Consider the following 14,191-nt stretch of genomic DNA (forward strand, 5'->3'; position numbering starts at 1 on the left):
CTAGGGTCTGAACTCTGGTATGCGACACCTTCTGCGCCTTCCGCTCGCTTTGCTGGTTGCCCTTGCGGCAGCCACGGGTGTGCATGCGCAGTCGGCATCCCAGCAGTTGCGCGAGAGCACCATCCTGCCGGTGTGGAACAAGGGCAGCGGCAAGGTGGAAGCGTTTCTGTACCTGGAACCCACCGGCGAGCAGAAGGCTGGTGCGCGCTGGCATTTCGGCCGTAATTCGCTGGATGCTGCGCTTGGCATGACCTCGGGCGATTCCTTAGGCCTGCTCTGCAATAGCAGCCGTGGTACCAACATCAGCGGTCTCGCCAGTCACTGCCTGCTGGCCGGCATTGGTGATGATGAAGAAGACAGCGCCGCCGCGTCGCGTCGCGTCTCCGGCACGCTGGGCTTTAACCGTGGCAATGGCCGCGTCGGCGTCACCGCAGGTTCCGGTCGCGACACCCTGCCCGCCTGGCTGATCGGCGCCGGCAAGGCACCGTTGACCCGCGTGGAGCAAAACGACCTGACCGTTTTCGGCCAGAAGAACATCGGGCGCGAAGGCTTTGTCTCGATCGGCGGCACCTACGCCCGTGCGCGTCTGGTCCCGCTGGCTGACGTCTCCCCGGCCATCGCCGACCAGTGGGACAGCAAGACGCTCAGCGTCGGTGGCGGCTACGGCGCCTTCAGCGCCAATGTCATCGGCCGCGTCGTCGATGTCCCCGGCCAGCCGGAAAAATGGGAAGGCCTGGGCCTTGGCCTGACCTGGCGCACCCCCTGGAGCGGCCAGTTGACAGTCGGCGCGGAGAACGTCATTTCCCGCGGCAAGAACCCGTTTGCTCCCAACAACGAGAGCAACAGCGACGGCACCATTCCTTATGTCAGGTATGAGCAAGACCTTTAATTTTCTTCCATTCTGAAGTCATAACGCCACCTTCACATATGGTGGCGTTTTCGTTCATGGGAGCAAAATTTAACGGGACTTTAATTTTTAGGGACAGCCATATACCATCGGTTCACCCTGACGCTTTGGGACCGCTGTTTCGGACCCGCCTGCCAGGCCAACCTAACCGTTACACGGAGAGAGAGCCCATGAAGTGCACGTCAAGCAAGCTGCGTGACGCCGTTGTACTTGCGCTTGTCGTCGGAGGAGCTTATTCATCGACATCCTTCGCACAGGACACATCCGCTGGTACAACAACCAACCTCGACAAAATTGAAGTGACCGGATCACGCATCAAGCGCGCTGATCTGGAGACTTCTAGCCCCGTATTCGTGATTGATCGTCAAACTATCCAGAGTTCCGGCGCGGCAACGGTCGGCGAATTTCTCCAGCGCACGCCTGCCATTGCCGGCGCCGCTACCAATCCTCAGGTCAACAATGGCGGCGGCGCGGGCGCGGCTACAGTTGATCTGCGCGGACTTGGCGTCAACCGATCACTCGTCTTGGTCGACGGTAAGCGCTGGATTGGCACTGTCAGCAACGCGAACGGCGCGGTGGACATCAACTCCATCCCTCTAGGTCTCATTGAGCGCGTCGAGGTACTGAAGGATGGCGCATCGGCCATCTACGGCTCTGACGCAATTGGCGGCGTCGTCAACTTCATTCTTCGCAAAAATTTCGACGGCGTTGAAGCAAGCGCCTATTACGGAACATCGTCACGTGGTGACGCGTCGACTGAGCGGTATGACGCCGTCTTCGGCATGACAAACGATCATGGCAGCCTGATGCTAGGCGCAAGCTACGACAAAGCCGAAGAAGTACGTGCGGCAGATCGAACCTACTCAAGCCAGCCCTATCAACTCTACGCTGGCGAGAAAGGCATTGGTGGGACGAGCCGCATTTTGACTGGCCGCTATGTCGTGCCGCGTGGGAATGCTGCTGGCGTCAATTTATCTGATCCCAATTGTGGCGCTGGCGCGAACGTTACTCTTACGCGAATCGATGGACGTCCTGGCTCGTCACCGTCGGACTTTCGTTGCTTCAATCCGCAAACCGATGTTTACAACTATCAGGCCGATGGAAATTTGACGCTGACACCGCAGGAGCGGACCAGCCTCTTCATGAACGGCACTTACAAACTGAGTGACAACGTCGAAGCGTTTGTGCTTGGCTCGTGGCTGCGGACTGAGTCCTCCTTTGCACTGGCACCTCTGCCGTTTGACGGCCGACCTGCAGTCGATGACGTTCCGATCAGCGCAGATAGTCTTTACAACCCCTTCGGGGTCGATATCACGGACGCGCGCCTGCGTCTTCGTGACTTCATCCCCACGCGCACAACCCGCTTCGTAACGGAGACCTACCAGATTACCGGAGGCCTTCGCGGTGCGTTTGGTGACAGCAGCTGGAGTTGGGATGCGTCGTACGGGTACGGCCGTTCGCCACAGTCATCCTCGGTGAAAGGGTATTTGTTCAGCCCTGGCCTCACGGCGGCACTTGGCCCGTCCATGATCGATCCTGCGACCGGAAATCCTATTTGCGTCCGGACGCCAGGTAACCCGGCCACGGCCATCAATGGCTGCTTGCCGGTCAACTTCCTTGGCCCCGCACCCAATGCAAGCACGGCTGCAGGCCAGGCTCAGTTGACTGCGCTTGGCCTGATCAATCCAACGATTACCAATACCAACGAAAACACTCTTAAGGTTTTCAATGCCAACGCGACAGGTGACCTATTTGATATCCCCGCAGGAACCGTCTCATTGGCGGTTGGCGTGGAGCGACGCGAAGAGTCAGCAAGTTCGACCAGCGATTTCCTCACGATCATTCCGCCTGGCGAAACTGTCTGCTTGACCACACAGGAAGCATGTACGTTTGGTGATATTTCTGGGAAGTTTGACGTCAACGAAATCTACGCTGAGTTACTGATCCCACTGTTGACCGACGCACCTTTCGCAGAGAAGCTCAATCTGACACTGGGAACCCGTTACTCGGATTACTCAAATTTCGGCGGCACCAACAACTCGAAAATCGGGCTGGAATGGAAGCCATTCTCCGATCTGTTGATCCGCGGCACCTATGCAGACGTCTTCCGCGCACCTACGATTGGCGACCTGTTTTCACCTACAGCGCCAAGCGCAAATAGCTATGTCGATCCTTGTAACGGTTACTCGGGCCAGACGACGGCCGACCCGCGCGCCTGTGCAGGTGTTGCGCCTGACGGATCCTTCCGTCAGAGCAACAACCAGGTAACCTCTTTCCAGGTCTCAAACCCGAACCTTCAACCAGAGGAAGGCGATGTTTTCACATATGGTTTCGTGTATAGCCCGAGCTGGCTCGAAGGGTTTAGCGTAACCGCTGACTACTGGCGCGTAAGCCTGGATCAGTTCATTACCAATCTTCCAGAAACCGTTATGCTGAACCAGTGCTACCAATTCGGCCGCTACTGCGACACCTTCATTCGCGACGAAGCAGGTGACGTTGCGCAAATGACGAACGTGATTGGCAATTTTGGTGAGCTGCGGACCAGCGGCGTCGATCTCGGGTTCCGCTACACCACTCAGGAAGCTGCGTGGGGCAAGCTTTCGTGGAATCTCGATACAACATATATCCGTCAGTACGACGTTCGTCTGTTGTCAGGAGACCCGACCAGCGACGTGGGAGCATTCCCAGGCATTCCGGAAAGCAAGGGACTCGCCGGCACGTTCGTTGACTCTGCATCTTCGGGCTTCGGGAATATCGCGCGCTGGCGCGCGCTTAACGATTTGACCTGGACCTATGGCAATCTAAATGCAAGCCTGACAACTCGGTATGTCCACCACGTCAACGAGGCACCGGACGTCGCCGAAGTAGGTACAGACGGCTACGTGGCCAAGCGTCAGGTCCCCTCCTACACCCAGACGGACTTCCAGCTCGGGTATCGCCTTGAGTCGTTGAACAACAGTACGATTCAAATCGGTGTTCGCAACCTGGCAGATCGCCAGCCGCCACTGGTTTATTCCGGCTTCAATGCCTCCACCGACTTGCGGACCTACGATGCCATCGGCAGGTACTACTGGATGCGCTGGACTGCACGATTCTGATCTGAAAAAGGAAAAGGAGGATGCCGCTTCTGCGGCATCCTCCTCTCCGGGTCACCTTCGGCATTTCATTCGAATAAAAGACAATAGTTTGTCAGCACAGTTGTGCGCCAAACTGGTCGACTCTTTTGAGGCGCTCAGCGAATTTCACGAAAGAAATGGCCAGGGCATTCGCCAAGGTCTGGAAGAAAGTTCCTGGACGGAATTGGACATCTCCAAATTGTCCGATAGTGCTTTTCTTGGATTCTTCCGCTCGCTGATCAGCGAGGAGCTCAAGCGCTACAACACGGAAGTAGACCTAGACATTGCTGTCCCCGACAGCCCGCTACTAAGCCCGTTGATTCTCAAGCGCTATCGTGCAGGAAGCGATGAACGCTTCCAGACACATTTCGACTCCATAAACAACGTATCCGATCGATACATGGTTTTTCTATGGTATCTCAACAATGTATCGGAAGGCGGCGAAACTTGGTTTCCAGGGTTGAACTACGGCGTCGAACCGAGAGCCGGCAGGCTTTTAATGTTTCCACCATATTGGATGTACGCCCACCAAGGCAGGCCACCGCATAGTGGAGACAAATACATACTTTCCACCTACCTCCGCTTCCCGCAACGCTGACTAATCGTAGCCATAACGGCGACGCCATGGCGCGAGAAGAGTTAGCGTACGCTGCGAGAAATGGTGTCGATAATTTTCCCACCGCCCAATTGCTCGACCATTGATCGGCTCGATAACCTGGGCATAACTCGGCGTGTTGATTCGTGTCGATCGCGACATGGCATGCTCCCGAAAATTTGCCATGGCGTCGTCCCACTCTGACTCCAGGAAGTCTAAGAGTGCAGAGACATGCAAAGGCATGTCATTCACCAGATCTTCGTAACGAACCTCCTGGACATGGGCGTTTGCCAATGCTCTATGACGCTCCCAGTGAGACATCACATTTACATAAGTCTCCGCGGAAGCTTCCAACGTTGCAAATGAAAGAGCACCTCCACGCATGCCAAATGCCTGCATGTAACAGCTCAGCACGCAGTCGTGGGGGTCCCGCAAGAGAAAAATATACTTCGCACGCGGAAATATTCGCGCAATGTAAGGAACTCGCGTCAGATTCAAAGGGTACTTATCGATCAGACTCGGCTTTAGAGAGATGTATTTGGCGGCAACTGCATAATAACAACCTCTCGCCCGACCGATCTGATCGTCAGAGAGTGCAGTCAGCCAATCATCTAGTTGCGGTTCGGCAAAATGCTTACTTGAGCGCAGGCTAGCGATGGCCTCTTCTAACGCCGGACGCTCCTCCAATACCGCAAAACCTGGGTGTGCGTCCAATATGCGCTCTAGCAAGGTTGTACCTGATCGCGGGAAGCCCACGAGAAATGTCGGATCTTCCGAACGCTCACCCCTTCTTAAATTACGCCAAGCTAAAGGAACAGGATTCGCCAACGATTCGTCCAACCATCTTAGGGCGTTATCAGCCAACTGCCCTGGAAACCGCTGGTTGTATGCCGCAACAGCGCGTACATGCCCGCGATTCAACGCGGCCATCGCTTCGTCAAAGCGGCTACCAGCATCAGCATTCTTGGCGCGCTCGAACTCCAGCAGCGCTCCAATTGCTCCATCCCCAACCATTGCAATACCGGAAGCTAGGCATTTTTCAGCGCATTCGTATTTCATTTGTCGACGAAATATTCGACCCAATGCTAGCGCCTTCATTGGCGACATTTCGTTCCCAATAACGCTTCGATGCTGCAGATAACCTTCAGCTTCCTGCACACGATTAAGTCTCTCAAGCAAAAGAACAAGCTGCATCCGCAACTCACTCGTTGCCTGCGTATCATCAAGAAGATCTTTGTACAGAACCAACGCGCGCGGCTCTTCACCGCAATTCGCAAGCAACCAAGCGAAGCTTTCACGCTGCGCACGCGACATTTCGTAACACTCAAGGCGAGCAAGACAAGATTTCATCTCGTCGAATCGCTCAAGCTCCATCAAGCATTGCGAATAAGCCAGAACAACATCACATGCCTCTGGCTCCTGCTGCCAAGCATTTCGAAGACTTCTTTCTGCCTGCTGGTACCTTTGCAGATAAAGCAGTGCCAGCCCTTTTCCCAACTGACAAGCCACTTCATTCCCAGCACCTCGCCGCACAGCCTCTTCAAAGGCTACCAGCGAACCCGAGAAGTCCTCTAGCTCAAGCAGCAAATTGCCGATGTTTATCAGGTATGCGGGCTCGCTGAGCTGAAGACTTGCCAGATGCCAATAAGCATGACAAGCATCAAGCAGTAACTTGCCATTATGCAACTCTTCTGCAAATCGCGACCAAGCAGCTGCACTTGAGAGATCGGGCGCGACCTCGTCACGAATCCAGGCTTGCATTTTTTCTTGGTGATTAGACAGCAACGTAAGCATCACCGAATGATCGCACATTGCGGCGGATAAGAAAGCGCATAGCTTCATGCGTCTTGTTGAAACGAATACTGCGAATTCGCCGCAGACATTAGAGCCTCAATCGAGTTTAAAAACCTTGCCTGAGCCCTACTAGCTCAGATGCTGATATAAAAACGCATAGACAACTACGCCCCCGAAATCGGGGGCGTAGCTTAAGTCAAGCAACCAAACTGCTTATCAGAAACGCTGGGTATAACGCATGTACAGGAAGCGACCGATGTCGAAGCCACCAAAGTAAGAAACGTTGGCGCTAGGCTGACTGTACAAGGTCGGACCAACACGATCAAACACGTTGTTTGCACCTGCGGAGATCGTCGCGTTCCAAGGAGCATTCCAACGGACCTGAACATCGTTGAAGACGGTCGCGCCACGCTCATTGGTTGGATTGCCAATCGAAACGCCTTGATTGTTCGGCGCGCGATAGTTGGGATCACTGCACTCGTCCGGGAATAGGGACGCGCTAAGGCAAGATTCCTTCAAACCGGAGAAGTAACGCATCGTCCAACTTGCACCAAAGTCGCCCTTATCCCAATTGAGTGCAACATTGGATCGAACGCGGAAGTGCGTACCCGTGGTCGTTCCAGCCCAGCCCACCCCCGTCAGCGGGTTCGGATTAGTAACGGACGTGCGGGTGGTCACCAAGTCGTCGCGACTGGTGTAAGTGGTTGTCCACTTGACGCCAAAGGTACCGAGCGAGTCGGTGGCCAAGCGATAACCGAGATCCAGATCGTAACCCTCAACCTCACGGTAGCCGGCATTGATCGAAGTACGATTCAAGGTATTGACGATGCCGCTCACAGGATCACGGGTGAACGCATTGCAACGCTCGGTGATGCCGTTGATATAGCAATCGTTGAGGATCAGATTTGCCGTGTCAGCGATGATGGTGTTTTCCACGCGAATCTGCCACCAATCGAGCGACACGTTCAGGCCGTTTACGAAGCCCGGGCTCCAGACGAAACCCAAGGTCTTGGAGGTAGAGGTTTCCGGGGTCAGTTCTTCATTGGGGCCCGACAGGAACGCCAGAGGTGTCTGCGAGGACGCTGCCGTGGTCGGCACGAAACCCTGGGCCTGCTGACGGAACGTATTGGCATTGACCGGCAACGCGGCAGCACAGCGTGCTCGAACTGCAGGGCTATTACGCGAGGCACCAAACTGCACATCGCAAGGATCGGTGTAGGAATCGAAAGACTGTGAACCACCACCGTAAAGATCGGAAATGGTCGGGGCGCGGAAACCTTCAGCCCAGGTACCACGGACCAGCAACGACTGGATCGGCTTCCACTTGAAGCCAAACTTGCTGTTCACTGTGTCACCGAAGGTGTTGTAGTCGGAGTACCGTGTCGCCATGCTCAGGCCAAGCTCGCGAGCGAACGGCAGGTCCGCTAACAGCGGCACGTTGAACTCTGCATACACTTCCTCGACCTTGTAACTGCCGCCAGTGGGGAAGTTGGCCAAACCGGAGGTATTTCCCGACTGAGCGAGCGCGTCAGGGCTGAACTCACCCTCTTCCTTACGCTGCTCAGCGCCCACTGCAAAACCAAGATCGCCAGCCGGCAGGGTGAACAAACTGCCAGAGAGGTTGGCCGAGATCACCTTGGTCTTGGTGTCCGCAGTTGCATGCGTGGTGGGGATCAGGAAATCCTGGAGAGCCTGGTTGCCGGTCAAAGCACCCGGACCGGACAGGCCGGCAGCAATGAACGGGTTGAATGGCACGCACTGTGCCAGCGCGATCGGGGCAGCAGCCGAGCCGCACTGTGCGACACCGGACGCGTTGATGAAGGACGGACCTACAGCAGCACGCAACGAAGTTAGATTGAGATCACCGTAACCGCTCTGCACCAGCTTGTTGTTGTTGTAGAGATAGCCCACATCCCAGTCGAAGATGCGGTCGCCGACGTTGAACGAACCGTCGAATGCGCCCGAGAAACGGTAGGTGGTCAGTTCGGCACGCGTGGTACGCGGCACTTCGGTCGTACGACGCCACCAGTTCGGAATTTCGCGATTCAGTGGATTGAACGCACTGTCCACCGACATCGGTGACCCGAATGCAAGCGCTTGGTACGGATAACCCGCAATCTGGCGCTCCGAGTCACGATTACTGTACAACACGTTGGTGCGGAAACGCACGTTGTCGGTCAGGTCGTAAGAGCCGTCGACGAACAACGAGCGGCGTTCCTGCGGAGTGCGCAGGTCGGTCCAGCGATTGGTGTTGGTCTTGTCCTGGGTGACAGTCTGATCGGTATTCTGAAGACGGTAGTCAGCCGGGTTGTCGGGGTTTCCACCGTCGCGCACCAAGACGCGCACTTCGCGGTTGGGATTGGCTGCGGTTGCTGCCGCCGGATAACGGACGTTGGGAAGCGCGTCACCCGGGCGGCTCACGAAACCACCGAACTCACCGACTGCGGTCCAACCGAAATCCGGATGATTAGACGAGCGCGGGAATTCAGAGTAAGGACGGTCAGAAGCCGCAACCTTGTTTTCCTTCGCGTATTCGATGCCGACGGTTAGCGTTCCACGCTCGCCCGTCACGCCCATCACGAAGTCCGCATTGGTCGTTTCACCATCGCCCTGCGAGTACTGGCCGTAGTAAACACTGCCGGTCGCGCCATCGAAATTGGTACGGGTGATGATGTTGATGACACCAGCAATTGCATCGGAACCGTAAATCGAAGAAGCACCATCCTTCAGCACCTCGATTCGATCAATCGACGACACCGGAACGGTCGAGATGTCCTGCAGACCGTCCGTGGTGATCCCCAGACGCTTACCATTGACCAAAACCAGCGTACGTGCGGCGCCGAGATCGCGCAGGCTGATGTACGTGCCACCAACTGCTTCGCCGGAAGACAGCGGCGACGCGCGACTGATTGGCGGGGTACCCACAGCACTGATGTTCTGCAAAATGTCGGCGACCGACGAAAAACCCTGCTTTTCAATGTCAGCGCGGCTAACTGTCAAAATCGGCTGGGCCGTTTCGGTATCCACCTGGCGAATGCGCGAGCCGGTGACTTCGATGCGATCGAGGTTGGTCGCCCCCGCGTCCTGGGCGATTGCCGTTGACGGCAGTGCCGAGGCGGAAGCGCCAACCGCGATAGCGAACGAAATCGCATCGCGAAGCTTGCTGGTCTTGTAAATCATTGAGCTCTCTCTCCGAGATCTTGATAGTGGCGTGATGAACAACCGTTCGAGGGATCGAAAAACGAACCCAAAACGAAGGTGACGCCGATAGTAGCTATCAACTTGGAAAAATTAAAGATGCGTTAACAAGAAATTGTCTTATCGTGAATTTTGCGCAAGAATGAAAATAACAGTCTCTTTAAGAGACCATTTAAGTAGTACGCCGATCGGCCGCTAACAGTGCGGAACTGCACCCATATGCAGCTGAGTTCGGAAGCTGATGCCTACCGGTGTCATGAGGGTGATGCGATGATTGCACTGATTCGCTAGCTAACCAGCGCTGGCGCCCAGCTGAGTGATGGCTCTTCTACCCAGGAATCAACGTCTGAATCACATGCTCGACGTAGGATTCGAATTCTTCGCGGGCCTGTTTGGGTTGCTGCAGTTGCAGCGATAACTGCAGGAAGCCGACGTAAGCCGCGTAGGCCAGGCGGGCACGATGCTGGGCGTCGGTGCGGCTGAGACCGGCCTGGCGGAACGAGGCGATCAGGTAGTCGAGGCGGCGTTGCGAGACGCGATCAATGACCGGTCGCACGGCCGGGTGGTCGAGTGCCTTGAGCAGTTCGCTGTAGATGACGTGCGGTTTGACTTCGTGGGCGACCAGCTGAAACAGCGCGCGCAGACGGGCGCTGGGATCGGGAACGTCTTCCAGACTGCCGAACACTTCCTTCTGCTCGAAGATTTCCCAACGCTCCAGGGCGGCCTGCAACAGGGCGTCGCGCGAGGGGAAATGCCAGTAGAAGCTGCCCTTGGTGACGCCGAGACGACGCGCCAATGGCTCGACAGCGACGGCACCCACGCCTTGTTCGGCGATCAGGTCCAGCGCGGCCTGCGCCCAATCATCCGCGCTGAGGCGATTACCGCGACCGGAACTGGCACGGGGCGTGGTGGGGGTGGATTCGGTGATGTCGTTCATGGCGCGATTTAACCATACGCCTGGGTCAGTTGCAGTATGCATCACAAAAATGACAGACAACTGCCATGATTCAAGGGCTTAACACTCCATACGAGGGAGTATTGACAGCAGGCGCTCTGCATCCATACCATTAGGTATGGTTACATCTCCATCTACGCTTGCCTCCATTGCGACCATGTCGCGCGTCAGCGCTGGCGACGTGGAGCTGGCCGTGTCGGTACGGGGTGCGCAGCACGCACCCATGGTGCTGCTGGCGCATGGGTTTGGGCAGACGCGGCATGCCTGGGAAGCGACGGCAACCGCGCTGGCGCAGGCCGGTTACCGCGCGCTGTCGTACGACGCACGCGGGCATGGAGACTCGGGCTTCAACGATGCCGATCTGCCCTACTCGCCCACCCAATTCACCGATGACCTGATTGTGTTGGCCGGCGAGCAGCCAGAGCCGCCGGTGCTGGTCGCTGCCTCGATGGGCGGCCTGTTCGGGCTGCTTGCCGAAGCGCGCTGGCCGGGGCTGTTCCGCGCGATCGTGCTGGTCGACATCACGCCGCGTTGGGACACCACGGGCGTGGAGCGCATCCTGCGCTTCATGACCGCGCATCCGGATGGATTTGCCTCGCTGGATGCGGCGGCCGATGCAATTGCCGCGTATCTGCCGCATCGCCCGCGCAAGACTGCGCATCAGTTACGAGCATTGCTGCGTCAACGCGCAGATGGCCGTTGGCATTGGCACTGGGACCCGCGCCTGGTCGAGGAACTGGCCGGTCAGGATGCGCAGCTGCAGCAGCACGCCCTAGTGGAAGCCGCAGCGCAGGTGCGTTGCCCGATGCTGTTGATCAGCGGCGGGCGCAGCGATCTGGTCACGCCGGACAACATCACCGAATTCCTGTCGATCGCCCCGCATGCGCAGCACGTGCAGCTGGCCGACGCCACGCACATGCTGGCAGGCGACGACAACACCACCTTTACCGCCACCGTGTTGCATTATCTGGACGCACTGTCCTCGGTTGGCGCCATTGCAGCGTCCAACATCACCGAGCATGTCACTGGAGCAAGACCATGAGCATCGTTGCACCGTTCCTCCTCGTCATCCTGGCGGCGGGTATCGCTGCCTATCACCGCATGCGCCTTGCCACCTGGGTTGCGATCAGCGCCTGCGTGCTGGTGGCGTGCTGGCTGCTGGGTGCCAATCTCACCGCCACCATCGTCGCTGCCGCACTGGTGGTGCTGGTGTCCGCTCCGGTGCTGTTGCCGTTCCTGCGCAAGCCGCTGCTGACGACGCCGTTGATGGGCTTTTTCCGCAAGGTATTGCCGCCGCTGTCGCAAACCGAGCGCATCGCGTTGGAGACCGGCTCGGTCGGTTTCGAGGGCGAGCTGTTCACCGGCGACCCGGATTGGCAGAAGCTGCTCAACTACCCCAAGCCGCAGTTGACCGCCGAAGAGCAGGCGTTCCTGGATGGCCCGGTGGAAGATCTGTGCAAGATGGTCAACGACTGGGAAATCACCCACGTCCACGCCGATCTGCCGCCCGAGCTGTGGGACTACATCAAGAAGAACAAGTTCTTCGGCATGATCATTCCCAAGCAATACGGCGGTCTGGGTTTCAGCGCGCTGGCGCACCACAAGGTGATCCAGAAGCTGTCGTCGATCTCCAGCGTGGTCAGCTCCACCGTCGGTGTGCCGAACTCGCTCGGGCCGGGTGAGCTGCTGCTGCATTACGGCACCCCGGAACAGAAAGACTATTACCTGCCGCGTCTGGCCGTTGGTGCGGAAGTACCGTGTTTCGGTCTGACCGGCCCGTTTGCCGGCTCGGATGCGACCTCGATCCCCGACTACGGCATCGTCTGCAAGGGCGAGTGGAATGGCGCAAATGTGCTCGGCGTCAAGCTCACCTTCGACAAGCGCTACATCACCTTGGCACCGGTCGCTTCGCTGATCGGCCTGGCGTTCCGCGCCTATGATCCGGACGGCCTGATCGGCGACAAGAAGGACATCGGCATCACCCTGGCGCTGTTGCCGCGCGAGACCCCGGGAGTGGAAATCGGCCGCCGTCATTTCCCGCTGAATTCCACCTTCCAGAACGGCCCGATCCGTGGCACCGAAGTGTTCATTCCGCTCAGCCAGCTGATCGGCGGCGTGGAGATGGTGGGCAAGGGCTGGAACATGCTCAACGAGTGCCTGGCAGTGGGTCGTTCGATCACCCTGCCCTCCACCGCCAGCGGTGGCGGCAAGTACGCCGCGGTGGTGACCGGTGCGTATGCGCGCATCCGCAAGCAGTTCGGTCTGTCGATCGGCCGCTTCGAGGGCGTGGAAGAAGCGCTCGCGCGGATCGGCGGCAAGGCCTATGCGATCAGTGCGCTGGCCCAGGCCACTGCCGCAGCGGTTGACCGTGGCGACGTGCCGTCGGTGCCGTCGGCGATCGCCAAGTACCACTGCACCACCATGGGCCGCGAAGTGGTCAGCGACATGATGGATGTGATCGGCGGCAAGGGCATCATTCTGGGGCCGCGCAACTTCGCCGGCCGCGCCTGGCAGGCTGCACCGATCGGCGTGACCGTGGAAGGCGCCAACATCATGACCCGCAGCCTGCTGATCTTCGGCCAGGGCGCGATCCTGTGCCATCCGTGGGTGATGAAGGAAATGAAGGCGGCGCAGGATCCGGATACCCGCCGTGGTCTGGAAGAGTTCGACCAGAGCCTGTTCGGGCACATCCGCTTCGGTATCTCCAATGCGGTGCGTTCGTTCTGGTTCGGCCTGACCGGTGCGCGTATCGGCGCAGCGCCGGGTGATGCATACACGCGTCGCTTTTTCCGCAAGCTGGATCGCTACTCGGCCAACCTGGCCCTGATGGCCGACGTGTCGATGCTGATGCTGGGCGGCAAGTTGAAGTTCAAGGAGTCGTTGTCGGGTCGGCTGGGCGATGTGCTAAGCCATATCTACATGACCAGCGCGATGCTCAAGCGATATCACGACGAAGGCGCGCCGGCAGCCGACCAGCCGCTGCTGGCCTGGGCCTTCCACGACAGCGTGCATAAGATCGAAACCGCGCTGTCGGCAGCGCTGCGTAACTTCCCGATCCGCCCGGTGGGTTGGCTGATGTGGGTGTTGATCTTCCCGCTGGGCCGCCGTGCCGAAGCGCCGGGCGACCGCCTGGGACACCGTGTGGCATCGATCCTGATGGCCCCGAACGAAGCGCGCGATCGCCTGGCCCAGGGTGTGTTTCTGACCCCGTGCGCCAACAACCCGGGTGGCCGCATTTCCAGCTATCTGGCCAAGGCGGTGATGGCCGAGCCGGTGGAACGCAAGTTCCTGAAGGCGCTCAAGACCAAGGGCATCGAAGCCCTCGACTTCAGTGCACAGCTCGACGAAGCGGTGGCCGAGGGCGTGCTCACCGTGGACGAGCGCAAGCTGCTGGAAGAGCTGCGCGAGATCATGATGGACACCATCACCGTGGACGACTTCGATCCGCACGAGTTGCGTGCGGCGAGCTTCTACGACAAGCCGCAGGCACAGCAGCCGCGCGAAGCCGCGTAAGGTTCGTGCCAAGGTTCTCAGCGACGACGGCGGGCTTTTAGCCCGCCGTCGTTGTTTGCGGGGGCCGCCCATCACCCGGTTACGCTGTGAGCAGATGTGAGCAGCCATGGGCT

Annotated in this window: 8 protein-coding genes; 5 read left to right on the forward strand and 3 right to left on the reverse strand. The window is 58.1% G+C overall.

Annotated features, from left to right (window positions below; genetic code table 11):
* The first annotated feature begins 52 nt into the window (after positions 1 to 52).
* The 3 genes from ACZZ0O_RS21450 (at position 53) to ACZZ0O_RS21460 (ending at position 4,621) form a co-directional block, all read left to right on the forward strand.
* A complete protein-coding gene (locus ACZZ0O_RS21450) occupies positions 53 to 889 on the forward strand; it encodes an XOO1806 family protein (RefSeq protein ID WP_193552905.1) in 837 nt (278 codons plus the stop codon).
* A gap of 188 nt (positions 890 to 1,077) precedes the next feature.
* Complete coding sequence (locus ACZZ0O_RS21455) at positions 1,078 to 4,005, forward strand: TonB-dependent receptor plug domain-containing protein (protein ID WP_463591796.1); 2,928 nt, start codon at positions 1,078 to 1,080, stop codon at positions 4,003 to 4,005.
* Complete coding sequence (locus ACZZ0O_RS21460; protein WP_082473485.1) at positions 3,959 to 4,621, forward strand: 2OG-Fe(II) oxygenase; 663 nt, start codon at positions 3,959 to 3,961, stop codon at positions 4,619 to 4,621. Before ACZZ0O_RS21455 ends, ACZZ0O_RS21460 begins: the two co-directional genes overlap by 47 nt.
* Here ACZZ0O_RS21460 and ACZZ0O_RS21465 read toward each other — a convergent pair whose 3' ends face one another.
* The 3 genes from ACZZ0O_RS21465 to ACZZ0O_RS21475 all read right to left on the reverse strand — a co-directional run bounded on the left by ACZZ0O_RS21465 (position 4,622) and on the right by ACZZ0O_RS21475 (position 10,547).
* Complete coding sequence (locus ACZZ0O_RS21465) at positions 4,622 to 6,460, reverse strand: tetratricopeptide repeat-containing sulfotransferase family protein (RefSeq protein WP_463591797.1); 1,839 nt, start codon at positions 6,458 to 6,460, stop codon at positions 4,622 to 4,624. It lies immediately after the preceding gene.
* Between the two features lie 168 nt (positions 6,461 to 6,628).
* Positions 6,629 to 9,592 carry a TonB-dependent receptor domain-containing protein gene (locus ACZZ0O_RS21470; protein ID WP_463602856.1) on the reverse strand — a complete coding sequence of 988 codons (2,964 nt, stop codon included), beginning with the start codon at positions 9,590 to 9,592 and terminating at the stop codon, positions 6,629 to 6,631.
* A gap of 346 nt (positions 9,593 to 9,938) precedes the next feature.
* Positions 9,939 to 10,547 carry a TetR/AcrR family transcriptional regulator gene (locus ACZZ0O_RS21475; protein ID WP_463591798.1) on the reverse strand — a complete coding sequence of 203 codons (609 nt, stop codon included), beginning with the start codon at positions 10,545 to 10,547 and terminating at the stop codon, positions 9,939 to 9,941.
* A gap of 136 nt (positions 10,548 to 10,683) precedes the next feature.
* Between ACZZ0O_RS21475 and ACZZ0O_RS21480 the strand changes: the two genes are divergently transcribed.
* Together ACZZ0O_RS21480 and ACZZ0O_RS21485 are read left to right on the forward strand one after the other, a co-directional pair.
* Positions 10,684 to 11,607: an alpha/beta fold hydrolase gene (locus tag ACZZ0O_RS21480; RefSeq protein ID WP_463591799.1), complete on the forward strand. Its 924-nt coding sequence runs from the start codon at positions 10,684 to 10,686 to the stop codon at positions 11,605 to 11,607.
* The gene (locus ACZZ0O_RS21485) at positions 11,604 to 14,078 is read left to right on the forward strand and encodes an acyl-CoA dehydrogenase (RefSeq protein ID WP_463591800.1); all 2,475 of its coding nucleotides are present in this window, start codon (positions 11,604 to 11,606) and stop codon (positions 14,076 to 14,078) included. Before ACZZ0O_RS21480 ends, ACZZ0O_RS21485 begins: the two co-directional genes overlap by 4 nt.
* Positions 14,079 to 14,191 lie beyond the last annotated feature (113 nt).

The organism is Xanthomonas sp. AC360 (assembly GCF_979258225.1).

Bases quoted from the DNA above. Each gene is read 5' to 3' on its own strand.
- ACZZ0O_RS21455 (WP_463591796.1), top strand. From the start codon at position 1,078: ATGAAGTGCACGTCAAGCAAGCTGCGTGACGCCGTTGTACTTGCGCTT.
- ACZZ0O_RS21475 (WP_463591798.1), bottom strand. From the start codon at position 10,547: ATGAACGACATCACCGAATCCACCCCCACCACGCCCCGTGCCAGTTCC.
- ACZZ0O_RS21465 (WP_463591797.1), bottom strand. From the start codon at position 6,460: ATGAAGCTATGCGCTTTCTTATCCGCCGCAATGTGCGATCATTCGGTG.
- ACZZ0O_RS21470 (WP_463602856.1), bottom strand. From the start codon at position 9,592: ATGATTTACAAGACCAGCAAGCTTCGCGATGCGATTTCGTTCGCTATC.
- ACZZ0O_RS21460 (WP_082473485.1), top strand. From the start codon at position 3,959: ATGCCATCGGCAGGTACTACTGGATGCGCTGGACTGCACGATTCTGAT.
- ACZZ0O_RS21485 (WP_463591800.1), top strand. From the start codon at position 11,604: ATGAGCATCGTTGCACCGTTCCTCCTCGTCATCCTGGCGGCGGGTATC.
- ACZZ0O_RS21480 (WP_463591799.1), top strand. From the start codon at position 10,684: ATGGTTACATCTCCATCTACGCTTGCCTCCATTGCGACCATGTCGCGC.